The 21,517-nt window shown below is 67.6% G+C and carries 27 protein-coding genes; 11 read left to right on the top strand and 16 right to left on the bottom strand.

What is annotated here, in order from left to right:
* The first annotated feature begins 18 nt into the window (after positions 1–18).
* Positions 19–942, top strand: a complete 924-nt coding sequence (locus ACFQ9K_RS38315; protein ID WP_378720173.1) for a hypothetical protein — start codon at positions 19–21, stop codon at positions 940–942.
* Here ACFQ9K_RS38315 and ACFQ9K_RS38310 read toward each other — a convergent pair.
* Positions 939–2,117 carry an MFS transporter gene (locus ACFQ9K_RS38310; protein WP_378720172.1) on the bottom strand — a complete coding sequence of 393 codons (1,179 nt, stop codon included), beginning with the start codon at positions 2,115–2,117 and terminating at the stop codon, positions 939–941. The two genes, ACFQ9K_RS38315 and ACFQ9K_RS38310, sit on opposite strands and share 4 nt — an antisense overlap.
* 82 nt (positions 2,118–2,199) lie before the next feature.
* On the opposite strand from ACFQ9K_RS38310, the gene ACFQ9K_RS38305 reads away from it, so the two are divergent.
* The gene (locus tag ACFQ9K_RS38305) at positions 2,200–2,631 is read left to right on the top strand and encodes a MarR family winged helix-turn-helix transcriptional regulator (protein ID WP_378720171.1); all 432 of its coding nucleotides are present in this window, start codon (positions 2,200–2,202) and stop codon (positions 2,629–2,631) included.
* 40 nt (positions 2,632–2,671) lie between these two features.
* Complete coding sequence (locus ACFQ9K_RS38300; protein WP_378720170.1) at positions 2,672–3,382, top strand: SGNH/GDSL hydrolase family protein; 711 nt, start codon at positions 2,672–2,674, stop codon at positions 3,380–3,382.
* Here the strand turns inward: ACFQ9K_RS38300 and ACFQ9K_RS38295 are convergent.
* The 3 genes from ACFQ9K_RS38295 to ACFQ9K_RS38285 form a co-directional block, all read right to left on the bottom strand.
* Positions 3,376–3,987, bottom strand: a complete 612-nt coding sequence (locus ACFQ9K_RS38295; RefSeq protein ID WP_378720169.1) for a dihydrofolate reductase family protein — start codon at positions 3,985–3,987, stop codon at positions 3,376–3,378. The two genes, ACFQ9K_RS38300 and ACFQ9K_RS38295, sit on opposite strands and share 7 nt — an antisense overlap.
* Before the next feature lie 78 nt (positions 3,988–4,065).
* Entirely contained in the window at positions 4,066–4,782 is a 717-nt protein-coding gene (locus tag ACFQ9K_RS38290) for a class I SAM-dependent methyltransferase (RefSeq protein ID WP_378720168.1), read from the bottom strand.
* Positions 4,783–4,890: 108 nt separating this feature from the next.
* The gene (locus tag ACFQ9K_RS38285) at positions 4,891–5,847 is read right to left on the bottom strand and encodes a GlxA family transcriptional regulator (RefSeq protein WP_378720167.1); all 957 of its coding nucleotides are present in this window, start codon (positions 5,845–5,847) and stop codon (positions 4,891–4,893) included.
* Positions 5,848–6,000: 153 nt separating this feature from the next.
* On the opposite strand from ACFQ9K_RS38285, the gene ACFQ9K_RS38280 reads away from it, so the two are divergent.
* Positions 6,001–6,450, top strand: a complete 450-nt coding sequence (locus tag ACFQ9K_RS38280) for a hypothetical protein (RefSeq protein WP_378720166.1) — start codon at positions 6,001–6,003, stop codon at positions 6,448–6,450.
* On the opposite strand, the gene ACFQ9K_RS38275 is transcribed toward ACFQ9K_RS38280, so the two are convergent.
* From ACFQ9K_RS38275 to ACFQ9K_RS38255, 5 genes are all read right to left on the bottom strand, one after another.
* Entirely contained in the window at positions 6,451–6,804 is a 354-nt protein-coding gene (locus ACFQ9K_RS38275; RefSeq protein ID WP_378720165.1) for an HPF/RaiA family ribosome-associated protein, read from the bottom strand. It lies immediately after the preceding gene.
* A gap of 122 nt (positions 6,805–6,926) precedes the next feature.
* Positions 6,927–7,586: a VC0807 family protein gene (locus ACFQ9K_RS38270; RefSeq protein ID WP_378720164.1), complete on the bottom strand. Its 660-nt coding sequence runs from the start codon at positions 7,584–7,586 to the stop codon at positions 6,927–6,929.
* Positions 7,587–7,703: 117 nt separating this feature from the next.
* Positions 7,704–8,519, bottom strand: a complete 816-nt coding sequence (locus ACFQ9K_RS38265) for a mycofactocin-coupled SDR family oxidoreductase (RefSeq protein WP_378720163.1) — start codon at positions 8,517–8,519, stop codon at positions 7,704–7,706.
* A 25-nt stretch (positions 8,520–8,544) separates the two neighbouring features.
* Positions 8,545–10,074: a flavin-containing monooxygenase gene (locus ACFQ9K_RS38260; protein WP_378720162.1), complete on the bottom strand. Its 1,530-nt coding sequence runs from the start codon at positions 10,072–10,074 to the stop codon at positions 8,545–8,547.
* A 258-nt stretch (positions 10,075–10,332) separates the two neighbouring features.
* Positions 10,333–10,671, bottom strand: a complete 339-nt coding sequence (locus ACFQ9K_RS38255; protein WP_378720161.1) for a hypothetical protein — start codon at positions 10,669–10,671, stop codon at positions 10,333–10,335.
* 190 nt (positions 10,672–10,861) lie between these two features.
* Between ACFQ9K_RS38255 and ACFQ9K_RS38250 the strand changes: the two genes are divergently transcribed.
* A complete protein-coding gene (locus ACFQ9K_RS38250; RefSeq protein ID WP_378720160.1) occupies positions 10,862–11,539 on the top strand; it encodes an AAA family ATPase in 678 nt (225 codons plus the stop codon).
* Between the two features lie 6 nt (positions 11,540–11,545).
* On the opposite strand, the gene ACFQ9K_RS38245 is transcribed toward ACFQ9K_RS38250, so the two are convergent.
* A complete protein-coding gene (locus ACFQ9K_RS38245) occupies positions 11,546–11,950 on the bottom strand; it encodes a hypothetical protein (protein WP_378720159.1) in 405 nt (134 codons plus the stop codon).
* A 101-nt stretch (positions 11,951–12,051) separates the two neighbouring features.
* Entirely contained in the window at positions 12,052–12,234 is a 183-nt protein-coding gene (locus ACFQ9K_RS38240) for a hypothetical protein (protein ID WP_378720158.1), read from the bottom strand.
* Between the two features lie 102 nt (positions 12,235–12,336).
* Here ACFQ9K_RS38240 and ACFQ9K_RS38235 point away from each other — a divergent pair, with 102 nt between their 5' ends.
* Both ACFQ9K_RS38235 and ACFQ9K_RS38230 read left to right on the top strand, forming a co-directional pair.
* Positions 12,337–12,603, top strand: a complete 267-nt coding sequence (locus ACFQ9K_RS38235; RefSeq protein WP_378720157.1) for a glutaredoxin family protein — start codon at positions 12,337–12,339, stop codon at positions 12,601–12,603.
* A 431-nt stretch (positions 12,604–13,034) separates the two neighbouring features.
* On the top strand, positions 13,035–13,520 hold the full coding sequence (locus ACFQ9K_RS38230) for a hypothetical protein (RefSeq protein WP_378720156.1): 486 nt from the start codon (positions 13,035–13,037) through the stop codon (positions 13,518–13,520).
* A 36-nt stretch (positions 13,521–13,556) separates the two neighbouring features.
* Here ACFQ9K_RS38230 and ACFQ9K_RS38225 read toward each other — a convergent pair whose 3' ends face one another.
* The gene (locus ACFQ9K_RS38225) at positions 13,557–14,705 is read right to left on the bottom strand and encodes a hypothetical protein (protein ID WP_378720155.1); all 1,149 of its coding nucleotides are present in this window, start codon (positions 14,703–14,705) and stop codon (positions 13,557–13,559) included.
* A gap of 107 nt (positions 14,706–14,812) precedes the next feature.
* Positions 14,813–15,277, bottom strand: coding sequence for a hypothetical protein (locus ACFQ9K_RS38220; protein WP_378720153.1), 465 nt, complete (start codon positions 15,275–15,277; stop codon positions 14,813–14,815).
* A 39-nt stretch (positions 15,278–15,316) separates the two neighbouring features.
* Here ACFQ9K_RS38220 and ACFQ9K_RS38215 point away from each other — a divergent pair, with 39 nt between their 5' ends.
* A complete protein-coding gene (locus ACFQ9K_RS38215) occupies positions 15,317–15,724 on the top strand; it encodes a pyridoxamine 5'-phosphate oxidase family protein (RefSeq protein WP_378720151.1) in 408 nt (135 codons plus the stop codon).
* 1 nt (position 15,725) lies between these two features.
* Here the strand turns inward: ACFQ9K_RS38215 and ACFQ9K_RS38210 are convergent, their stop codons facing one another.
* Both ACFQ9K_RS38210 and ACFQ9K_RS38205 read right to left on the bottom strand, forming a co-directional pair.
* A complete protein-coding gene (locus ACFQ9K_RS38210) occupies positions 15,726–16,379 on the bottom strand; it encodes a Rid family hydrolase (protein ID WP_378720149.1) in 654 nt (217 codons plus the stop codon).
* A gap of 22 nt (positions 16,380–16,401) precedes the next feature.
* Positions 16,402–17,976, bottom strand: coding sequence for a flavin monoamine oxidase family protein (locus tag ACFQ9K_RS38205; RefSeq protein WP_378984307.1), 1,575 nt, complete (start codon positions 17,974–17,976; stop codon positions 16,402–16,404).
* A gap of 243 nt (positions 17,977–18,219) precedes the next feature.
* Between ACFQ9K_RS38205 and ACFQ9K_RS38200 the strand changes: the two genes are divergently transcribed.
* Genes ACFQ9K_RS38200 through ACFQ9K_RS38190 form a run of 3 tightly spaced genes read left to right on the top strand, consistent with a single transcriptional unit; the run spans position 18,220 to position 20,920 of the window.
* Positions 18,220–19,728 (top strand): APC family permease, encoded by a 1,509-nt coding sequence (locus ACFQ9K_RS38200; RefSeq protein ID WP_378717714.1) that lies wholly within the window; start codon positions 18,220–18,222, stop codon positions 19,726–19,728.
* Positions 19,725–20,465 carry an IclR family transcriptional regulator gene (locus ACFQ9K_RS38195; RefSeq protein ID WP_378717716.1) on the top strand — a complete coding sequence of 247 codons (741 nt, stop codon included), beginning with the start codon at positions 19,725–19,727 and terminating at the stop codon, positions 20,463–20,465. The genes ACFQ9K_RS38200 and ACFQ9K_RS38195 overlap by 4 nt, the downstream gene beginning before the upstream one ends.
* Positions 20,466–20,524: 59 nt before the next feature.
* A complete protein-coding gene (locus ACFQ9K_RS38190) occupies positions 20,525–20,920 on the top strand; it encodes a helix-turn-helix domain-containing protein (RefSeq protein ID WP_378717717.1) in 396 nt (131 codons plus the stop codon).
* A 3-nt stretch (positions 20,921–20,923) separates the two neighbouring features.
* Here ACFQ9K_RS38190 and ACFQ9K_RS38185 read toward each other — a convergent pair whose 3' ends face one another.
* On the bottom strand, positions 20,924–21,517 hold the full coding sequence (locus ACFQ9K_RS38185) for a ClpP family protease (protein ID WP_378717719.1): 594 nt from the start codon (positions 21,515–21,517) through the stop codon (positions 20,924–20,926).

Genomic DNA, 21,517 nt, shown 5'->3' with positions numbered 1-21,517 from the left:
CAACGAAAGGGGTGGACGTTGGCAACCATCGTCCTCGTGCACGGGATCGCCCAGGAGCAGGCCGCGGCCGACACCCTGGAGGCGCAGTGGCTGCCGGGGCTGGCCGGCGGGGTGCGCAATCACGGCGACGGCGAACTCGCCGATCGCTTGTGGCGCAACGGTTTACCCGGCGACATCTCGACCAGGATGGCGTTCTACGGCAACCAGTTCCTGGCCAAGGGCGCGCAGGGCACCGCGGTCGGCGACCTGGACGCCGAGCAGCTCGAACTCATGGAGCAACTCGCCGAGGAGTGGTTGGCGACCGCGGCCGAGTTCGCGAGCGACCAGCGCGACCGGGCCACCGCGCAGCGGCTCAGCGCCGTACCCCCGCCGGAGGCCAAGGCGCAGGGGGCGCAGGCCGCACTGCGCCCGGCCCTCAACGCGCTGGTCCGGCTGCGCTGGTTCGCTCCGTTCGGCGTCGGTCTCGCGGAGAAGTTCGTGGTGCGGGCACTGTCGCAGGTCACCCGCTACTTCACCGATCCGGCCGTCCGCGAGTACGCGCAGCAGCAGGTGCTCGCCCACATCGGCCCGGAGACGAAGCTCATCGTCGCGCACTCGCTCGGCTCGGTCGTCGCCTACGAGGCGCTGCACCGGGTCGACCAGGAGGTGACCCTGCTGACCATGGGTTCGCCGCTCGGCCTGCGCACGGTCATCTACGACCGGCTCCGCCCGAAGCCGTCCACCGTGCCCAAATCCGTTGCCGGCTGGCACAACCTGGTCGACCGCGATGACCTGGTCGCCGCCCACCTCGACCTCGTCCCGTACTTCCCGCCGTTCCCCGGCGCCGGCGTCGCCCCGATCACCGAGGCGCCACTGGACAACGGCGCTAGCCCGCACGACTCGACGAACTACCTGACGAAGGCGATCACCGGCGGCATCGTCGCCAAAGCACTAGCGACCTAACGGTTTTCGGCGACCGCCCGCGTCCGTTCGGGGGCGGTGCCGCGCTCCCGCCACCACAGGTAGGCCGCCAACGCCGCACCGGCCACGGTGAGCGCCGCACCGACCAGCGGAATCGATCGCAAGCCCGATCCATCCCCGATGATTCCGCCGCCCAGCCGTCCGGCGAATGCCGCCGCGAGCTGAAATCCGGAGGCGTTGACCGCGACCGCCAGCGTCGGCGCCACGGCCGCCGCCGCGACCACCCGGGTCTGCATTCCGGGAATCATCGCGAACGCCAGTGCGCCGATCACGAAAGTCAGTATCGCCGCCGCTATTTGGTTGCCGCCGAAGAGCCAGAACAGAAACAGCGCGCAGGCCGAGGCCGCGAGCAGTCCGGTCACCGAAGGCAGCAATGCCCGGTCGGCCAACCATCCGCCCACCTGGTTGCCGACCACCGCGCCGACGCCGTACACCAGCAGCAGCACCGGAACCGTACTCGCGGCGAACCCACTCACATCGGTGAGCAGGGGCGTGATGAAGGTGAATACGGTAACCACACCGATGTTTCCGAGCGCCGTGAGCCCGATCGCCCACCACACCCCACGGTCACCGAAGACGCGCAATTCGCCGAATACCGACCCCTCGGCCGCGGGCAGATCCGGCATGAACCGGATCACCAACGGCAGCGCCACCGCGGCGCACAACGCCACCGCGACGAAAGTCGCACGCCAACCGAGGCTTTGGCCCACGACCGCCCCGATCGGCGTACCGAGCACGATCCCCAGGTTCATTCCGAGCGCCACCCGCGCCACCGCCGCGGCCGCCTTGCCGGGCACCGCGGTCGACACCGCGGTGGCGATCGCCACCGCGAAGAAGGTGGCCACGACCAACCCCGCCGCACCACGCATCACCAGCAGCACAGCGTAATTCGGCGCGATCGCCGATCCGGCATTCGCGGCGACCGCGAACAGCACCAGCCCGGCCACCAGCCGCTTACGCGGCACCCGAGCCGTCGCCACGGTGACCACCGGCCCGCCGACGATCATCCCGATCGCGTACGCGGTCACCAGCATTCCCGCCGATGACACCGAAATATCCAGCCCCTCAGCCACTTCCGGCAGAATCCCGGCGATCACGAACTCCCCGGTCGTGAGGCTGAACACCACCAACATCAGGGAAAACACAGCAGGGCGCATCAGGCATCCTCATATAGTTCTAACTCAAATGATACGAACTAGAACTATCACAGTTCGAACCATGAGCGCTAGACTCGGAACAATGACGCGCCAGCCCCCGCCGACCGTGGACACCGAACTCGACCGGGACGTCTGCAAGCTGGTGCACCGGTTCACCCACCGGCTCGACGTGCACGTCCGGCGCGTCGCCGAACAGCTGGAACTCACCCCATCCCAGGTCATCGCGCTGCGCGAACTGTCGGAGCCGATCACCGCGCGCGAACTCGCCACCCGGATGTCCTGCGAGCCGTCCAACGCGACCTTCGTCCTCGATCGACTCGAACAGCAGGAGCTGATCCGCCGCGAACCCCACCCGACCGATCGACGAGCCAAGCAGGTCGTGCTGACCCCGGCCGGGCGGCGGCGGCGCGCGGACGCGGTCGAACTGCTCGGCGCCGAATCGCCGCTCACCTCGCTCACCGCCGCTCAGCAGAAAGCCCTGCGGGACCTACTGCAGGCCATGGCCGAGGATTGACCATTGAAATAGACATACGTACGCACGTATTGTTTGTTTTATGACCCTGGCAGTACCCACCTCCGAGGAAACCGATCCGTTCTGCCTGCCACCGCTCGCGGCCGCGGCCCTGATCTACGACGCCCCCTGGCAACGATTCGCCGTGATCGGCGACAGCCTGTCCGCCGGCACCGGCGATCCGAGCCCGGGCTACGCCTCGCTCGGCTGGAGCGATCGCGTGGCCGATGTCCTGCGCCGCGTGCGGCCCGGCTTCGCGTATCTCAACACCGCGGAGGTCGGCGCCACGACCCCGGAAACCCTTCGACGCCAGGCGGATCGAATGCTGGCGTTCGCCCCCGACCTGCTACACCTGCCGTCCGGCGCAAACGACATCGTCCGCCGCACACCGGATTTCGGTGAAATCGAACGGGGGATGCGCGAGATGTACCGGACGGCGGCGAGCACGGGCGCCCGGCTGACCGCGTTCACCCTCGGCAAAGCCTATGTGGTGCCGGTCTTTCCGGACTGGCGCGACCGCGTCCGCCGGGTCAACGACCTGACCCGCACACTCGCCGCGGAATTCGGCGCCGCGGTGGTCGACATGTGGGACCATCCGCTCAACGAACGCCCGAACCTGTTGAGCGCGGACGGTATTCACTTCGCCACCGCCGGACAGGCGGTCCTCGCCACCGAGTACGTCAAGCGGCTCGCGCACCTGCTCGCCCCCGCGGTGCGGGCCGTGCCGGACAGCCCGCCGCGATCGGACTACTGATCCTTGGGCAGTGCGGCTTTCGCCGTCTCGTAGTCGCCGGTCGGCGCCGCCTCGTCCTTGGTGTAGACGAGGTGCAGCACGCCGGTGCTGAACGTCTCTGCGGAGAGCAGCCGCAACGGCAGCGTCGAATCGTTCTCGTCGAACAACCGCAGGCCCTTGCCCACCGCGATCGGGTGCACCAGCAGATGCAGCTCGTCCAGCAGCCCCGCCCGCAGCAGCTGGCGAACGACCGACACCGACCCGCTCATGCCGATATCGCCGCCGGGCTCGTTCTTCAGCGCGGTCACCGCCTCGACCAGATCGCCCTTCAGCACCTCGGAGTTACGCCAGGGCAGGTCCAGATCCTGATGCGTGACGACGATCTTGCGGGCGTCCCCCATCGACTTGGCCATGCCCGCGTCCTCGCCGCCCGCCGCTTCCCGGTCCGGCCAGGCCGCCGCGAAACCCTCGTAGGTCACCCGGCCGAGCAGCAGCGTGTCGGCGGTCCCCAGCTGCGCGGAGACCGCCGCACCCATCTCCTCGTTGAAGTACGGGAAGTGCCAGTCCTGCGGGTCGGCGACCACGCCGTCGAGTGCCACGAACATGCCTGCGGTGATTTTCCTCATCGTCCATCTCCTGGATCAGTAGTGCCGGTGTTGCCTGATCTGACGGAGCGGCGATCGGAAAATCATCGGTGCCGCGGGTCAGACCCGTTCGGCCTCCACCACCCAGATCGGCAACAGCATCGAACCCTCCGCGTCGAACTCCATCCTGGCCCCGCTGCGGTCCATCACCGCTTTGAACTCCGGCGACGGCTTGATCGCGGTCAGCTTGCCGTTGCGCAGCTCGGTCAGGTTCCAGTCCGGCGCGCGGAAGGTGGCACGCAGTTCGTCCTCGCCGATCGAGTACGGGGCATACGTCTCGCTGAAATCGGCTTCGGAGAAACAGAATTGGATCAACCGCGCGCCGGGTCGCATCACCCGGACCAGCGCGGCCACGTGCGCTTTGCGCTGTTCCGGGTCGAGGCAATGCGCGAGGGCGCTGCTGACGACGGTGTCGAACCGGCCGTCGTAACCGGTCAGCACGGTCGCGTCCGCGACGGCGAACGACGCGGTGACGCCGCTGTCGGCGGCCTTGGCCTTGGCCTTCTCGATCGCCGTCGGCGCGAAGTCCAAGCCGGTCACCCGATAGCCGAGGCCGGCCAGATAGATCGTGGTATCCCCTGGGCCGCAACCGATGTCGAGCACGTCACCGGTGATCCGCCCGGCCTGCTCGAATTCGACGAGCAGCGGTTGCGGCCTGCCGATCTCCCACGGCAGCCGATCCATGACCAGGCCCTCGACGATGGTGCCGCCCTGGTAGGCCTGCTCGAAATCGATGCTGGTGGGGTCGATCGCGGGTGTTCCGTCATTGTCAGTCATCACTAACCTGTCCCTCGCCTCGATGGTGGATCGGGAATTCGACGGATGAAGTCTAACCAGAAACGGAGCAAGAGTCTCCGGTTTGACGTGACATGCTTCCGCCGCGATTCAGTCGCCGAGGGCGGACCCGTGGAAGGCCGCGCGGTAGCTGTGCGGGCTGGTGCCGACCACCCGCTTGAACCGGTCCCGGAACGCGGTCGGCGAACCGAAACCGACCTGTCCGGCGATCCGGTCCACCGGGTGCGCGGTCGACTCGAGCAGGTACTGCGCCTGGCGGATCCGGGCGCGCAACAGCCATTGCAGCGGCGTGGTTCCGGTCTGTTCGCGGAAGCGGCGGTTGAGCGTGCGGGTGCTCATCCCGGCCTGCGCGGCGATGTCGTCGAGCGTCAGGTCCTTGGCGAAATTGTCTTGCAGCCAACGGGTTACGGGTTCCAGCACGGAGCCGCGCGGGGTCGGCGGCTGGTCGTGCACGATGAATTGCGCCTGTCCCCCTTCACGTTCCAGCGGCACGACGGATAACCGGGCGGCGTCGGCGGCGACGGCCGAGCCGTGGTCGCGGCGAATCAGGTGCAGGCACAGGTCGATTCCCGCGGCTGCGCCCGCCGAGGTGAGCAGCTGGCCGTTGTCCACGTAGAGCACGTCCGGGTCGACCTCGATGGACGGATAGCGGGCCGCGAACTCACCGGCGGCGGCCCAGTGCGTGGTCGCGCGGCACCCGTCCAGCAGACCAGTGTCGGCCAGGATGAACGCGCCGACGCAGATCGAGGCGATGCGGGTGCCGCGGGCGGCCGCCTGGCGCAGCGCGACCAGGACCTCCGCCGGCACCGGCAGCGTCAGATCGGCGCGCCCGGGCACGATGATCGTGTCCGCGTCGGCCAACCCGGCGAGGTCGAACGGCGGTTGCAAGGTGAACGCCCCGGCATCCACCGTCGGCGAGACACCGCACACCCGCACCCGGTAGGCGGCCCGGCCGTCGGGCAGCCGCGCCGCGCCGAACACGTCGATGGGAGTGGTCAGATCCGAGGGAATGACCTTGTCCAAGGCGAGCACGGCCACGACATGCATGCCGCCAGAATAGGTGGCTACCGGATTCGAGCCAATACCGCTGAGCTGCACATATGAGGCAGATCACCTGGCGGGCACGGTTGGCCAGAATCGACCGGTGTGTGGCAGTTTCGCCTATTTCTCACCGGTCGATCGACCGTTAGCCTCGCCGCTGTGACGAAGTTTCTGCTGTCGGTTCATGTGCTGGCCGTGATTCTCGCCGTGGGGCCGGTGACGGTCGCGGCGAGCATGTTCCCGCCGACCACCCGCCGGGCCCTGGCTGAGCCCGGCAGCGAACCCGCCGTGCTGAGCACGCTGCACCGCATCTGCCGCGTCTACGCCTACCTCGGGATCCTGGTCCCGGTCTTCGGCGCGCTCACCGCGCTCAGCCTCGGCGTGCTCACCGACACCTGGCTCGTCATCGCGATCGGCCTGACCGCGGCCGCCGCCGGCGTGCTCGCGCTGCTGATCCTGCCCGGCCAGCACAAGATTCTCGCCGACCTTCCCGGCACGACGCCGACGCTGATCCGCCGACTCGGCATGGACACAGGCATTTTCAACCTGCTGTGGGTCGTGGTCACCGTGCTGATGATCGTCCGGCCCGGCTCGACCACCGGGGCCTGATCACTCCGGGGCGGCCATGTGCCGGATCGTCTCGCCACCCTTGGCGTGGTGCAGCCTGCCGAACTTGCTGTCCAGCAGGTGCACCATGCTGTCGGCCGCACCGCGCACCGCCTCTTCCAGCGTTTCGGCGCGATGCGTGGCCGCGACCGGATGCTGCCCGGCGGGCCTGGCCTCCAGCACGCACTGCTTGTCTTCCGGCCCGCCCTTGTCGCCGTTCTGGTCGGTCAGGTGGGCCTCGACCCGCGTCAGCTGTTCGCTGAAACGGTCGAGCGCCGAAGCGATCTCGGCTTCCGCCCACCGCATCAGGTCTGCGCCGCCGTGGATGCCGCTTCCGGTATTGATCTGGATCTGCACAGCTTTCTCCATTCCGTTAGGTAGCAAACTCCACGAAACCGACACTACCTGCGTGACCCGAGTGGCCGAGGCCATAAACGGAAGGCCCGGTCCGTGTCGGACCGGGCCTGCACCGCCACCGTTCAGGCGCGACTGCCCCGATTGCGGGCCACGATGCTGAGCGCGATGAGCGGGCCGACCACGGCGATCATCAGCACCGGCGACAGCCACGCCATGGTGTGGACCGGCAGTTGGTAGGCCAGCACGATCCGGATCGTGGCCTCGAACACCAGGCCGGCGCCCCACATCACGGTCAGCACGGTGAAGGCGCGGCGCTTCGCCGGATCGGTGCGGTAGGCGGTCTCGAGTTCGGCGACCCGGGCCGGACCGCCCGCGCTGACCGCCTTGCGCGCCACCAGGTAGGTCAGCGGCTTGCCGATCATCGCGCTGATCAGGAACGCGAGCCCGATCAGCACCGTCGCCATGGAATCCTTGGCGATCATCATCCGCGGGTCGCCGCTGATCAGCGAGGTGACCAGGCCGAAGACGAAGCCGCCCAGGACGATCGCCGACATCAGCTCCAGCCGCCGGGACCGGATCGCCTGCCCGATCACCATCAGCGCCGAGAGCACGGTGCCGGCGAGCAGCCCGGCGAAATCGCTGTATCCCAGCGCGTGCAGGACGAAGTACGCGCCGACCGGGACGGCGATGTCGCGGGCGATCGACGCCACCCAGGCGTGCTGCTTGACCGTCGATTCGACCGGCCGGTCGACCTTGCTGGTGTCGGATGCGGAGATGGTCATCGGGTGCTCCTCGTCGGCGTATTCTGCGGTGCGCTACGAGAATTGACGCTACGGACGCCGGCGGGCGCGCAGATCTGTCAACCATCACGACTACGGCATGACACATGTCATGCCGGGCTACCTGGCCAGGAAGCCCTTGTCGACGGGGATCTGGGCGCCGGTGATGACGCCGGAGGAGTCGCTCGCGAGCCACACCACGACCTCGGAGATCTCTTCGGGTTCCACCAGCCCATCGGTCTTCAGCAGGTTCGGCGGAAAGCTGTAGACGAACGCGGGGTGCTGCTCGAACATCGAGTACATCGACGTGTCGTTGCCGAGCGGGGTGTTGGTGCCGTACGGCAGCACCGTGTTCGCCCGGATCCCGTACTCGCCGAGTTCGACGGCCAGCGACTTGGTCAGCCCGACGACGCCGAATTTGCTTGCGGTGTAATGCCCACAGCCAGGCGGCGCCTTGACCCCGGCCGAGGAACTCACCGTGATGATCGAGCCGCCGTTGCCTGCCTCGATCATCGCGGGCACCGTCGCCTTGACCGTGTTCCACACGCCGACCAGGTTGACGTCGACCGCCTCCTGGAACTGTTCGGCCGAGATCTCCCAGAGCCGGCCCCAGCTGCACACGCCGGCATTGGCGACCACGATGTCGAGGCGGCCGAAGGTGGCGACGACCTCGGCTACCGCCTCCTGTTGGCCGGCGAGGTCGCGCACGTCCACCTGCTCGGCCAGAACCTTGCGCCCTTCCGCCTCAACCAGGCGGGCGGTCTCGGCGAGATCCTCCGGCTCGGCCATCGGATAGCCGCTGAACTTCGCGCTCTGCGCGCAGACGTCGATGGCGACGATGTCGGCGCCCGCGCGGGCCAGGCGGACGGCGTGCGAACGTCCCTGTCCGCGTGCGGCTCCGGTCACCAGCGCTACTTTTCCGGCGAGTGCGGTCATAGGGTTGCCTCGATTCTCGATGGACTCAGGTGCTGGACGTGAAGGAGTAGTCGTCGATCGACGAGAACCGGCTGAACCACAGTGCGCCGCTGATGGTTTGCGGCCGGTAGTAGAGCGCTTCGCCCTGCGAGTTGACGAAATAGGTGCGCAGGCCGGGGTTGCAGTCGACGGTGTAGGTGCTGATCACCTTGCCGTGCCGATTCATCTTGCGGACCCAGCGGGCGAACGCCTCGGTACGGACCTGTGCGACAGCGGCTTCCCTGCGGTTGGCCTCGGTGATCACCCGAACCGCGTGGCGCGCGGTGAGGTCGACGAACGTGTGCCAGGCCGCGCCGACGAAGCCCTGGGGTGCGACCAGGGCCCAGCGATTGGGCAGGCCGGGGTGCGCGGAACCGCCATAGCTGCGCAGGCCGTTGTCGCGATACTCGTTCGCCAGATCGAAGCCGTTGGGGCCCACTATTTTCCCGGGGCAGTAGGTCTCCGGGTCGGTGAACAGTTCGTAACCGGTGGCCAGGACGATGAGGTCGTACGGACGGTCCGTGCCGTCGGCGGTGCGAATGCCGGTGGCGGTGATTCGTTCGATCGGGTTCGCAATCAGCGACGCCGAGTCCGATTCGAGTGCGGCGAAGAAGCCGCTCGACAGCACGGGGCGCTTGGCCAGGATGCCGTACTGCGGGACGAGCTTTTGCCGATCGGCGTTGTCACTGATTCTGCGCCGCAACAGGACTCGGTACAGGCCGCGCCAGATCCGGTCGTACTGCGGGAGTGCCGCGGCCAGCAGCCGGCGAGGCAGCAACGGGAGCACGTTGCAGATCAGTTGCAGGGGTAGCTCCATGGCCGCCAGCACCGCTCCGTTGATCGCTGCGGCCACGCCCGGCATGGCCAGGATCCGTTGTGCGCGTGGCGAAAAGGCGAAGTCCGGTTTGGGCAGGATCCACGAGGGGGTGCGCTGATAGACATCCACCCGTTCGGCCTCGTCGAGGATCGCCACGACGATCTGCACCGAACTGGATCCGGTGCCGATCACGGCGACTCGTTGACCGCTGTACGAGTATTCGGCATCCCAGGCGTTCGGGCGCAGGATCGTCCCGCCGAATTCGCCGGTGCCCGGAATCGTGTCGGTCGATTTCGCGTTGATGTATCCGCCGACCGCGTTGATCACGAACCGCGCCCGGACCGGCTCGTCCCCGGCGATGTCGAGCACCCAGACCCGATCCCGGTCGTCCCACACCTCGCGCTCGACCGCGCAGTTACCGCGAAAGTACTTGTACAGGTGTAGATCTTCGGCGACCTGCTGGTTGTACCGCTGAATCTCCGCGCCTTCGGGGAACAGCCGCGACCAATCGGCTTTGCGGGCGAACGGGAACTGATAGAACAGCGTCGGAATGTCCACGGCGAGGCCGGGATACACATTGTCGCGCCAGCTGCCGCCGAACTCGCCCGCGCGCTCCAGGATGACGAAATTCGTTATTCCGGAACGTAATAGGTGATAGGCCGCGGTGATGCCGCCGGGACCGGCACCGATGATCGCGACCTCGAAGTCGTCACTTGCCATGTTGTCCGCACTCTCCGGGTGTTGCGGGGCGCGAGACCGTTGCGCAGGAGGTCACCGGTGGGTGCCCGCGTACAACGGCTCCGGACCGCGGTCGATCGAGGCCGCGCCCCGAGATGCACCCGACACCGCATTGTTCATGTTGAACATATTGCGTCAGTTTGTTCAACGCGTCAAGGGCGCGTTCACGGCCCGCGGCCGGAGATAGGAACTCGTGAGCGGTTACGCGCGCGTCAATCCCGGCGCGTCAATCCCGGCGCGTCAATCCCACAGCGCCGCAACGACAGTCTGGTAGTCGCACGGCGCGAGCGTCGACCGTCCGGTCGCCAGCAGCCAGCGCTCGACCGCGCGGTCGGCGTCGGTGCGATACGTGCGTTCCGCGCCGCGCGCGATCTCGATGACCCCGCGCTGGACGCGCACGGTCTCCTCGTCCGACAGCTGCGCGACGAAACCTTGGTAGGCACTGTCGTTTTCACCATCGATCGGGTTGGCCCGCGGCGCCGCGGCGATCAATCCGTGCAGTTGCGCCTCGTCCCCCGCCGCCAGTAGCCACTTCGGATTGGTCTGGTCGGAATGGATGTCGAGCTCGACCTTGATCATGACCGCCCCTCCTCACGGGCCGCTGAATGGGGTGATGGTAGCCCCGCTCCGCCGCACCCACCACTCGGTGAAACAAATTCTGACCAGGCGATTCCGTCTGCCCTGTTCGCTCCTACGATGGGGTGTGCGCAACCACATCGACCGCCCGGGATTCCTTCGCGAACTGCGGCTCGATTCGAACGCCGTTGACATGGACGAATATCCGTTCCACCTGCCTGCCGTGACCCAACTCGCGCGGGCAGGCGGCCTCGCACTGTCACCGGGCGTCACCTTCCTGGTCGGCGAGAACGGCAGCGGGAAGTCCACCCTCGTGGAGGCGCTGGCGGTGGCGGTCGGGATGAATCCGGAGGGCGGCAGCCAGAACTATCGGTTCAGCACCCGCTCGACCGAGTCCGTCCTCGGCCACCATCTGGTCGTCAAGTGGGGTACGCGCAAGCCACGCAGCCGGTTCTTCCTGCGCGCTGAGTCGTACTACAACGTCGCCACCGCGACCGAGGCGCTCGGAGGGGACCAACTGGCGGTGTTCGGCGGAGTCTCGCCGCACGAGCGCTCGCACGGCGAATCGTTCATGGACCTGATGCGGCTGCGCTTCTTCCCGAACGGGCTGTACCTGCTGGACGAGCCCGAGGCGGCGCTGTCGCCCCGCGGCTGCACGACCGTGCTGGCGCTACTGGCGGATCTGACCGCACAGGGCTGCCAGTTCGTGGTGGCCACCCACTCCCCGATCTTGCTCGCGCTGCCCGGCGCGACCATCTACGAGATCGCCGAGGACGGCGAGGTCGGCTACGACCAGGCGCTACCCGTCCGGCTGACCAGGGACTTCCTCGCCGAACCGGACCGCTACCTACGCCATCTGGTCGACGAGTAGGCGCGCTCAGCCGCCGAAGACGTTGCAGCCGTAGCCCAGGTGCACGCCGTTGCCGACCCGCAGATCGACGCTCGCCACCACGGTGTCGTCGGGCGCCTGCACGGCGCTGATCGTGTGCGTCCCCGGCGTCGCGGGCACCCAATCCACCAGCGCGACACCGCCGGACGGTTTCACCTGCGCGAACGGAATCCCGTTGTCGTAGAACACCACCGGCTGCACCACATCGGTCAGTTTCGCTTTCGCCTGATAGGTGCAACCGGTCCCATAATTGGTCGCCGACCCGAAATTGATTCCCGGCGACATACCGACCTGGGTCACCGTCGCCCCCGCCCCCGGCATGGCACACACCGCCGCCGCCCCCACCATCCCCGCGACCACCCCGACCCGCATCCAGCTGGCTCTCTCCATCATGAACCGGTCCTCAGTCCTGGCGCCGGAGCACCACGCCCCAGCGAGATACCTTGCATCCTCACCCCCCGACCCCATCGATGTGACACAAACCGCCAAATGTTTCAGATCATCCCCCGAATATCCGCCGCAATACCAACCAATGGCCCCTCGTCCCCGATCGAAGCGAACCAGTCTTGCTTCAATTGCCCGCCGGTGCGGGGGCGGACATCGGTGACGACGGTGTCCGGGCGGATCGGACGGAGGATTTCGGTGGCTTGTCGGTTGTCCATAAATCGATCGATCACGCTTTGACCGTAGGGATGTCGCGCGGCCGGATCGATCGAATTCCGTGCCGGGTGGGGCGAATACGGTGCTGACGTGGGCGGGGGCGGGTATACGCTCGGTGGATGACCAGTTCCGCGGCGGGCGAGCCGATCACCGTCTACTGGCGTTGGGGGTGCCCGTTCTGTTTGCGGCTGGGCGCGCGACTGTGGGCGGCGCGGATTCCGTTCCGCCGGGTCGATATTCGCGATCCGAAGGCGGCAGCGGAGGTGCGGGCGATCACCGGCGGGGACGAGGTCACGCCGACGGTGCTCGCGAACGGACACCAACTGGTGAATCCGAGTATCGGCGAGGTTCGCGCGGCGATGGCCGGACCGGCGCGTGCGGTATAGCGGCGACGTTTGATTCAGACCGCGATCGGTCGGCGAGCAATTCGATTTCTACTGATCTATTCGTTGCCGCGACAGTTCTGGATGGGTGTAATTTTCAGTCATTTCCGATCATTGCCCGAACCGACATAAACAACCCCTGAACTGGCATTTTGCCGAGACATACGGCGTGCGCTAACCTTTGCGCGATCCATCGGGTTCCGACGTTCAGGCATGCGGCCGCCGCGCATCGCCTGCCCGTGCAGTCGGCGATTCCGCCCTGCGCTCGGGCACCGGACATTGCGATGGACGTTGTTCAAAAGTTCTCCTGAGCATTGCCCAGAGCCTGCTTCATTCGTTTCAACCGGCAGCTTCTGCCGAGCATCCATGACGCGCGGGTAGCTCCTGGCTCGGCCGCCGGCGTCGCCGAAACAGCAATGGGAGGTAGCGTTTCTATGCGCACATCAAAGGTCCTGATCGGCAGCGCGATGGCGATTGCCGCGGCGATGCAGATCGGCGTGGGCGGCGTCGCTTCGGCCGCCGAAGGTGAGTCGCTGTCCGTCGCCGCCGCGGCTGTCGACGATAAGGGAAATCTGCTGGTCGACATTGTTTTCACCTGCGCCGAGGGGGCGAAGCACAAGATGCTCAGCGTCGCGGTGAAGGAGGACGCCAAGAAGGCCGAGGCAGGCCAGGAAGCTCCCGCACCGGTCGAGGGCACCGGTATGGCCGACATCGACCTCAAGATGGCGGACGCAGACGGGAAGGAAGAGGTGGAGAAGGGGTGCACGGGCTCGGAGGAGCGCCGAACTGTCACCGTGGAGCCGGACGAAGGCATGAAATGGTCGAAGCCCGGAAAGGGCACCGTGACAGTGTCATTCAGTGACGATGTCCAGTTCAACACGAAAACCAGCGGCCTGCAGTGGGTCGCCGGCCGCCGATAATCACACCGGCGATGCACCTCGGCCGAGACCGACAACTCACATGAATGACGACTCCTTGGTCAGGCCGAGTGATTCGTCACCACCGGTGATGATCGGCTGACAGTTGCCGATCCCGATCGCACCGGTGGAATCGGTCACCCGGACCACGGTGTCGCGGATCTGATGTAAGCGGCGGGCGGATTCGTAGGTGGAGCAGTCCTCGATCCGCTCGCCGTCTACGTGCAGTCCTTGGCCGAGCCAGGACCCGTGGTGCCTGCCTTCGAAACCGAAGTAGAGGCCGGCGCCGAGGTGAAACCCGGTGTCCGACACCGCCTCCAGCTTCAGCACGCGCTCGGCGCCTGATTCGGATATCGCCAGGATCTCCCCGCCACGTAGTCGCCGATTGTCCGGGTCGAAGGACAGGTCGGGCACCAGATCCTTCCACTTCTCGAACCGGCCGTCCGCGTGCTCGATGCCGCCCATCACCGTCTTGCTGAAAAACCCGTCCAGCTGGACGATTTGGTAGTGCAGGTGCAGTCCGTACCGTGACCCGTCCGGGCACGTCATCAGGATCGGCGCCCAGATCATCCGGAACGACACCTCCGGCGGCAGATCCATCGACTCCACATCGCCGAGCGGCGCCCCGACGTCGTAGCGCACACCCCACGAGTGATCCCTGGTCGACACCCAGTCCTCGAACGTGGTCCGCACCCCGTCGATGCTGACCCACCCAGAGGCAGTACCGATTTGGTGATAGCGCACCAGGTCCGACATCACCCGATAGCCACGCCGCATGTGCGTGCGATCCTCGAGCTGTGCGGGCAACGCCGCCTCGAAGGTCCACTCGAAAGCCACCGGCTGACAGTCGTTTTCCGCCAGGCTGAACCGAATCCGCTGTAGCGGCCGCACGATCTCGTACCGGATCGGGCCCACCGACAGCGCTTCCGGCGTGGGCATCAACGTCCTGCTTCCGCGCACCGTCACCTGCTCGACACCCCGCGAGATCCCCGCATACCCGTCGAGCACATTGCGATTCTTGTACTGCCCCAGCCCGAACCCCAACTGCACCGAGCCATCCGGTGCGCACGCCATCGCGCATACCTTCTCGGTCCACGCCAGGTCACTGGTGCCGACCGTCGCCACGGTATCGACAATCTGATGGTTGAAGCCTTCGTCGGCGGCCCCGAGCGGCCCAATCGGATTCACACCGCCCGTCGTAACACGCGCCCCGAGCTCCCGTCGACCGCCCATCCCACCCACCGGGCGCACCACCGCCTCGACGCACACCGCACCCGTTCGAGCGCGGGCGGCGATCAGCGACGGCGCAGACGGGCGCGCGGGACCTGGCCGTCCGCGGCCGGTGGTCCTTGCCGCTGGCTGGCGAGTGCCAGCATCGCCAACCCGGCGTCACGAATCAGCATGTCGAGATCCTCGACCAGCGCGGTGACGGTCTCGCGGACCTGAGGCTGCGCGACCGGGTCGAGGTCGTCGAGCACATGGTGCAGTTGCAGACCCACATCGAACAGGTGCCGGACCAGACGATCACTGGCGTCCGCGAATTCCGCACTGCTATCGGGTGTTTCGCGGGGAGATTCGACAGCTCGGTGCGGAAGGCGCACCCGGGTGGAACTGCCGGTGTAGCCGAGCCGAGCGGAATATGGCATGTGGTCCTCCTCGATGACAACGTGGCTCGACGCCACCTCAGAGCCACACTTCGGGACCCACGGCGTGTGCTCAATTTTACGGATACTCGTGCATTTTTCGCCATCGACATCCATGCCCCGAAACCGATCCACGACAGGTGGGACAATGGGGACATGCCCGCCCACCGCGCAAGCGAGACGCGTGAGCTGTCGGTAGAGGATTCCTTGGACCTGCTGCACACCGTCCGATTCGGCCGTATCGCGTTCTCTCGGCATGCTTTACCCACGATCCGCCCGGTCCGGCACATCGTCGTGGACGGCTGCATCGTGATCGCCGCCGACCAGGCGATGATCCGCACGCTGCACCGTCAGGTCGTGGCCTACGAGGTCGACACCATCGATCACCACACCAGTCTCGGCCGGTGCGTGATCATCACCGGCATCGCCGACACCGTCACCGACCAGCAGGAACTCGCGCACTACCAGGTCCACCTCCGATCCGAATCCGTGGACAATCAGCTGATCGTGATCGATCCGGACATCATCACCGGCATCGAATACATCGGCGGCAACGGCGCCTGAGCTAGGAGGCGGTCGCCTTCGCCGGGTAGACGGCGTCCACTTCCACTTCGACCAGCCACCCGGCGACCGGAAGGCTGGCGACCTCGAGCGCGAAGCGGGTCGGTCGTGCGGCATTGCGGACCACCGGAGCCGCAGGCGCCGCGGTGCCGAGCGGCACGAGTTCGGTGTCGCCGCTGTCCAGATCGGTATTGGCGAAGTACTGGCGGTAGGCCCGGTTCCAGCCGGCGTAGTCCGCGCGGTCGGTGCCCGGCGCGTTGTCCAGGAACACCCGCATGGTCGTCACGTTGTCCAGGGCCAGCCCCTGTGCCTCCAGGTTCTCCTTGATCCGCGAAAGCACCGCCATGCCCTGTGCTTCCGTGACGGTCACGCCCGCGGGTAACACTCCGCCGGTGAATTGTGCTGGGTCGATATAGAACTCGGGACTGCCCTCGCGTGCCGCCTTGTTGGTCACCGAGGGGCCGATGCCGCTGGTCTTGTAGAGCGTGGCGCCATTGGCGATCACCACGCCCTGGGCGATCATCGGATTCGCCTGTCCTGCTTCGAGAACGGGTTTGGTGCGCAACGTGTCCGTGGTCGCCTGCTCGGCGTCGGCGGAACATGCGGTCAGTGCGAACGCGGCGACGGCAAGCGCGGCGGCGGCATAGGGTCGGATCATTCGGGTGCTCCTTCGGGTGAGGTCAGCTGGCGGCGACGCGGGTGTGCAACGCGGTCACCACGTCGCGGGCGGAGGTGAAAGCCCCGTGCTGCCAGGCGATCGCGTTGGACAGGTGATCGCCGGCGAAGTAGATGCGCTGGACCGGCGCGAGCAGCTTGGTGTACTCCGGGGTGGCGACACCGCCGTGCGCGTCGCTACCGGACCAGCCGACCCACGCGCCTTCGGAATACCTGGTCCGCCGCCAGCTGCCGGAGAACGACGAGCTGATGTCGCGCCCGTACTTCTCACCGTGGATTGTCTTGCCCTCGGCGACCGCCTTGGCCAAACGCTGCTTGTGCGTGAGCGATTCGAACGCCTGGTGCCGTTTGCCGGTGTTGTAGTAACCGACCACCACGCCGCGATCGGCGTTGAAATGGTCGTAGGGGAACATGATCTGGGCGATGTCCTGGTCGGTGTTGCTGGCGCCGCCGTAGATTCGGTCCTCCAGCTCCCACCAGCGGCGCGAGTACTCGATGCCGAGCTTGCCGGAGGACACCGGCACCGCCGCTTTCAGCGCCGAAAGTACGTCCGCGGGAAGGTTGTTGGCGAGGCGGCCGACCAGATTCGGCGGCAGCGCACACACGCAGTAGTCCGCGTCGACGGCCTGCTTCCTACCGCCCTGGACGAACTCGACCCGCACCCCGTCGGTCGTATTGTGCAGCGCGGTCGCCGCCGCCCCGAACCTGATCCGATCCGTGCCGATCTTGCGCTGGAAGGCGTAGTAGATGCGATCCATCCCGCCGATCGGGGTCATCATCATCATGGCCTGGTCGTAGTCGAATTCGAAGCTGAAGTTGCGGCCGAGACCGCCGCGGATCACGTCGGACATCGGGTACGGCTGTCGCGGCGTACCGAAGTTCAGGCCGGCGCCGGGCTCGGCGTCGTAACCGCGGCGCGGGGATCCGAGGTAGCGTCCGTCGCTGGACAGGTCGCCGAAGTCCCGCAGGAACGACGACAGCGCCTCCTTGTCCGCCGCCGACAGCACGTCGTCGAGCGCTCCCCTGGACGCCGCCTTCTGCAACAGCTCCGCCAGATACCCGTACGTGTCGGCCTTCGCCGTCCGGTACTGCACCGGCTGACCGGACAACGCGGTGTCGCTCTTGTAGTGCACCAGCGTATTCGCGTTCTGATTGCCGAACGGCTGGATGGGGACGCCCAATTCGCGGCAATAGTCCAGGGTGATGTGCCCCTGCGGGATGCGGGTCGCGCCGAGGTTGAAGAAGTGCCCGTCGGAGAACGTGCAGTGCTGGGTTTCGCCGTTGAGGTCGGTCTCGCTGGTGCCGTTGCGGATCGACCACACCCGGCCGCCCGGGCGCTGCCTGGCCTCCAGCACCGTGACGTCGTAGCCCGCCTTGCGTAGTTCATAGGCCGCACACAGCCCCGCCGGTCCGCCGCCGAGCACGACCACCGAGTTCTTGCCGGACGCCCGCCCGATCAGATCGCCCCGCGCGGGCGGGTCGAACCGCCGCGGCGCCTCGGCCGCGGCGGGCGCCAGGCCGAGCGTCGACAGTGCGCCGTAGGCCAGTCCCGCACCACCGGTCACGCCGAGGCCCTGTATCAAAGATCGCCTGGTGACAGTCAATTCGAGCTCCATCCGCCGAGATGTCCGTGCTGGGAAATATCGTCGGGCGGACGCGAGTCGAGGCCGCTACGTCGAGGCAACGATTCACCGATCGTCGAGTGGGAGCGCCGCGGCCGGTTTTTCCCACTCGCCGACGGACAACCGAAGCGCCGGCGCAATATCCGCGAAACGCGCCGCCGATAGCCTCACCGCACGAGTGTGTGCGGAGGTGTGGCTGATATGACTGCTCTGGCCGACGCCGTAGCGCGGTCCTTCTCGGCGGGTGAGCCGGAGCGCCCCGCGGTTTCGCCGCTGCGCGCCCTGGGGCGCAGGCAGCTGTCCGGCGCCGAACTGCTGGGTCAGTCGGTCGCCACGACGGCGCCGGCCGCGTCCATGGTGTTGCTGCCGGTCACCATGCTCAGCCACGAGACGTTGCTGCCCGGACTGCTCACGATCGCCGTCGCGACGGTGGTGACCACGCTGATCGCCGGCTGCGTCGCGCAATTCGCCCGGCGGCTGGCCGCGTCCGGCGGACTGTACACGTTCGTGTTCCAGGGGTTGGGCACCCGGGCGGCGCTGACCTGCGGCGTCGGCATGCTGGTGAAATACCTCGGGAGTGCGGCGCTGACCATGTACTTCGGCGGACAGTCGGCGCGCGCGGTCGCGGCACAGCTCGGCGTCCACCTGCACGGGTGGGGCGTGGCGGCAGGCTATCTGACGATCGCGCTGGCCATCGGCGGGGCACTCGTGCGGGGTGTGCGGTTCGCCGCGGTGGTGATCCTCGCGGTCGAGGCGTGCTCGCTGACCTTCATCGCCGGATTGATGCTGCTGTCCGGCGCACCGGGTGACGTACCGATCACCTCGGCGAGCACCGACGGACCCGGGGTGCTGCTCGTGGCCCTGTCGGCGCTGTTCGCGCTGGCCGGTTTCGAGAGCGCCACGTTCTTCGCGCCCGAGACCCGGCGGCCGCTGGTGACGGTGCCGCGCACCGTGCTGTTCACCCCGGTGCTGTGCGGCGCGCTGTTCATCTTCGCGGCCTGGGCGGCCTGGTCCGGGCGGGCCGGTGTGCTGGTCAACGCCTACCTGCACGGCACGGCGACCGGGGTGAGTCCGCTCGTGGTCGTCGCGCTCGACCTCGGCCTCACCTGTTCGTGGCTGGCGTCGTCGATGGCGTCGTCGAATGCCGCGTCCCGGCTGGTCTATTCGATGAGCCTGGAAGGCGTGCTGCCGCGGGCGTTCACCCGCGTGCACCGGCGCCTGCGCACCCCGCAGGTCGCGCTCGCGGCGATCGTGTTCGCCGTGGCCGCGGGCTCGCTGGTGTTCGTCGCACTCGACGGCGTGCCGAACGCGGCGAAGATGGTCGTGCGCACCGCACTCGCCGCCGCCTATGTCCTGGTCGCGGTGGCGTCGGTGCGGTTCCTGCGGCGAATACACGAAATACGTCCTCGGGACGCTTATTTCGCCCTGATCGGCAGCGCCGCGATCGTCGCGATGTTCGGCGCCCTGCTCGTATTCGGCACCCGGGAAAACATTCTCGCCTTCGCCGCGACCGCCGGCGCGGTGGCGGCGACAGGCCGGTTGTGGCACCGGTACTTACGCCACGCTCACCCCCGAACCCTCACCACCATAGGAGTTTTCGACAGCCCCGAATCGGCCGATGTCCTGCCCGGCGCGGGCGTTTTCGCGGTCAACGCGCGCGGCACCGTCGCCCTGGTCGGCACGCGACACACCGACGCCAGCGGGCCATGACCACCCAGCAGCGCCCCGGCGCGCCGAGCGGCCACGAACCGCGCGCCGTGCAGAAGGCCCTGGCCCTGCTCGAGGCGGTGGCCCGGCTCGGCTCCGGCGCCACCGCGAAAAGCATTGCCGCGTACACCGGTATCCCACCCGCCACCGCCTACCGGCTGCTGAACCTGTTGGTCGCCGACGGCTACCTGGTGCGCATCGAGGACCTGTCCGGCTTCGCCCTCGGCCGCCGCACCCGCGAACTCGCCGGCGCCGCACCGCCACCCGCGGACAACCGCCACGTCCTCGACGAGCTGCGCGCACAGATCCGCTTCGGCATCCACCTGGCCGCGTTCACCGGCAACCGAGTTCGCTTGATCGACAAGGACCCCGACCACGAACTCGGCGGCGAGCAGCTGCTCGGCACGCACCTGCACGCCTCGGCGATCGGCAAGCTCCTGCTCGCCGCGCATCCGGAGCTGGCCGCCGGTCCGCTGCGCAGAGTCACCGCGACGACCATCACCTCCGCCGCCCTGCTGACCGAGGAACTGCGCCGGATCGCCGCCACCAACGTGGCCACCGAGGTCGACGAGTGCCGGGTCGGCCGCAGCGCGCTCGCCGTGCCCGTACACGCCGCCGACGGCGCGCTGGTCGGCGCCTTGGCCGCGATCGGCACGACCGGTCGCCTCGCCGTCCACGACCCGGCCCTGCTCGACCTGCTGCGCGCCTGCGCCGCCCGGCTGACGCTCGTCGCGGCGTAATTGTCTGCCGTGGGCGAACACGGCCCTGATCAGCGGCGCGAGGTGTAAGACTCGTCGACATGGCAGCAGAAGAGGATGGCGTCGTAGTCGATCTCGATGCGCACCGTCGGGGCGAACCGCGCCGGGGCCGGGTCGAGGCACCCGAGCACCGCCCGGTCGCGCCGGTCTCGCCGCTGCTGCGTTCCGTCTACGGCGAGGTCCTGCGCGACGAACGCCAGGATCAGGACCGCACGCTGGCCGAGGTCGCGGCCGCGGTCGGCATGTCCAAGCAGTACCTGTCCGAGATCGAACGGGGACGCAAGGAAGCGTCCTCGGAGATGCTGCATTCGATCTGCGACGCGCTGGGCATGCCGGTCGAGTCGCTGCTGTTCCGCGGCGCCCGGCGACTGGGCGCGCTGCGGCAGCTGCGCCGCCGCCCGATCGCCGAGGCACGCGTCCACCTGCTGGCCGCTTAGGCGTCAGCGGTCGCGGGTGAAGATCAGCTTGTCGGCCAGGCCGTACTCCACGGCCTCCTGCGCGGTGAACACCCGATCTCGCGCGGTGTCCTTGCGCAGCTGTTCGACGCTCTGACCGGTGTGTTTGCTGAGGATGGCCTCGGTCTGCGCGCGAATCCGCATCACCTCCGCCGCCTGCAACGCCAGGTCCGAGATGGTGCCCTGCCCCTGCGCCGACGGCTGGTGCAGCAGCACCCGGGAGTGGTTCAGCACATAGCGCCGCCCTGGGGTGCCCGCCGACAGCAGCACCGCGGCCGCCGAGACCGCCTGACCCATGGCGTAGGTCTCGACCGGCGTGCGCATGAACTGCATGGTGTCGTAGATGGCCAGCATCGCCGTGTTCGAGCCGCCCGGCGAGTTGATGTAGAGGCTGATCTCGCGATCGGGCGACTCCGACTCGAGGTGCAGCAGTTGCGCCATCACGACATTCGCGACGCCGTCGTCGATCTCGGTGCCGAGGAAGATGATTCGGTCGTTGAGCAGCCTGCTGAACACGTCGAAGGAGCGCTCGCCGTTCGGGGTGCGTTCGATGACATGGGGAATCGTGTACTGGGACAT

Origin of the sequence: Nocardia sp. NPDC056564 (genome assembly GCF_042793755.1) — a bacterium.
Lineage (GTDB): Bacteria > Actinomycetota > Actinomycetes > Mycobacteriales > Mycobacteriaceae > Nocardia.
This window is presented reverse-complemented; position numbering and strand designations above follow the sequence as displayed.

Bases quoted from the DNA above. Each gene is read 5' to 3' on its own strand.
- ACFQ9K_RS38310 (WP_378720172.1), bottom strand. From the start codon at position 2,117: ATGCGCCCTGCTGTGTTTTCCCTGATGTTGGTGGTGTTCAGCCTCACG.
- ACFQ9K_RS38305 (WP_378720171.1), top strand. From the start codon at position 2,200: ATGACGCGCCAGCCCCCGCCGACCGTGGACACCGAACTCGACCGGGAC.
- ACFQ9K_RS38300 (WP_378720170.1), top strand. From the start codon at position 2,672: ATGACCCTGGCAGTACCCACCTCCGAGGAAACCGATCCGTTCTGCCTG.
- ACFQ9K_RS38295 (WP_378720169.1), bottom strand. From the start codon at position 3,987: ATGAGGAAAATCACCGCAGGCATGTTCGTGGCACTCGACGGCGTGGTC.
- ACFQ9K_RS38290 (WP_378720168.1), bottom strand. From the start codon at position 4,782: ATGACTGACAATGACGGAACACCCGCGATCGACCCCACCAGCATCGAT.
- ACFQ9K_RS38285 (WP_378720167.1), bottom strand. From the start codon at position 5,847: ATGCATGTCGTGGCCGTGCTCGCCTTGGACAAGGTCATTCCCTCGGAT.
- ACFQ9K_RS38270 (WP_378720164.1), bottom strand. From the start codon at position 7,586: ATGACCATCTCCGCATCCGACACCAGCAAGGTCGACCGGCCGGTCGAA.
- ACFQ9K_RS38265 (WP_378720163.1), bottom strand. From the start codon at position 8,519: ATGACCGCACTCGCCGGAAAAGTAGCGCTGGTGACCGGAGCCGCACGC.
- ACFQ9K_RS38260 (WP_378720162.1), bottom strand. From the start codon at position 10,074: ATGGCAAGTGACGACTTCGAGGTCGCGATCATCGGTGCCGGTCCCGGC.
- ACFQ9K_RS38255 (WP_378720161.1), bottom strand. From the start codon at position 10,671: ATGATCAAGGTCGAGCTCGACATCCATTCCGACCAGACCAATCCGAAG.
- ACFQ9K_RS38250 (WP_378720160.1), top strand. From the start codon at position 10,862: ATGGACGAATATCCGTTCCACCTGCCTGCCGTGACCCAACTCGCGCGG.
- ACFQ9K_RS38245 (WP_378720159.1), bottom strand. From the start codon at position 11,950: ATGATGGAGAGAGCCAGCTGGATGCGGGTCGGGGTGGTCGCGGGGATG.
- ACFQ9K_RS38235 (WP_378720157.1), top strand. From the start codon at position 12,337: ATGACCAGTTCCGCGGCGGGCGAGCCGATCACCGTCTACTGGCGTTGG.
- ACFQ9K_RS38230 (WP_378720156.1), top strand. From the start codon at position 13,035: ATGCGCACATCAAAGGTCCTGATCGGCAGCGCGATGGCGATTGCCGCG.
- ACFQ9K_RS38220 (WP_378720153.1), bottom strand. From the start codon at position 15,277: ATGGATGTCGATGGCGAAAAATGCACGAGTATCCGTAAAATTGAGCAC.
- ACFQ9K_RS38215 (WP_378720151.1), top strand. From the start codon at position 15,317: ATGCCCGCCCACCGCGCAAGCGAGACGCGTGAGCTGTCGGTAGAGGAT.
- ACFQ9K_RS38210 (WP_378720149.1), bottom strand. From the start codon at position 16,379: ATGATCCGACCCTATGCCGCCGCCGCGCTTGCCGTCGCCGCGTTCGCA.
- ACFQ9K_RS38200 (WP_378717714.1), top strand. From the start codon at position 18,220: ATGACTGCTCTGGCCGACGCCGTAGCGCGGTCCTTCTCGGCGGGTGAG.
- ACFQ9K_RS38195 (WP_378717716.1), top strand. From the start codon at position 19,725: ATGACCACCCAGCAGCGCCCCGGCGCGCCGAGCGGCCACGAACCGCGC.
- ACFQ9K_RS38190 (WP_378717717.1), top strand. From the start codon at position 20,525: ATGGCAGCAGAAGAGGATGGCGTCGTAGTCGATCTCGATGCGCACCGT.
- ACFQ9K_RS38185 (WP_378717719.1), bottom strand. From the start codon at position 21,517: ATGTCCCAGTACACGATTCCCCATGTCATCGAACGCACCCCGAACGGC.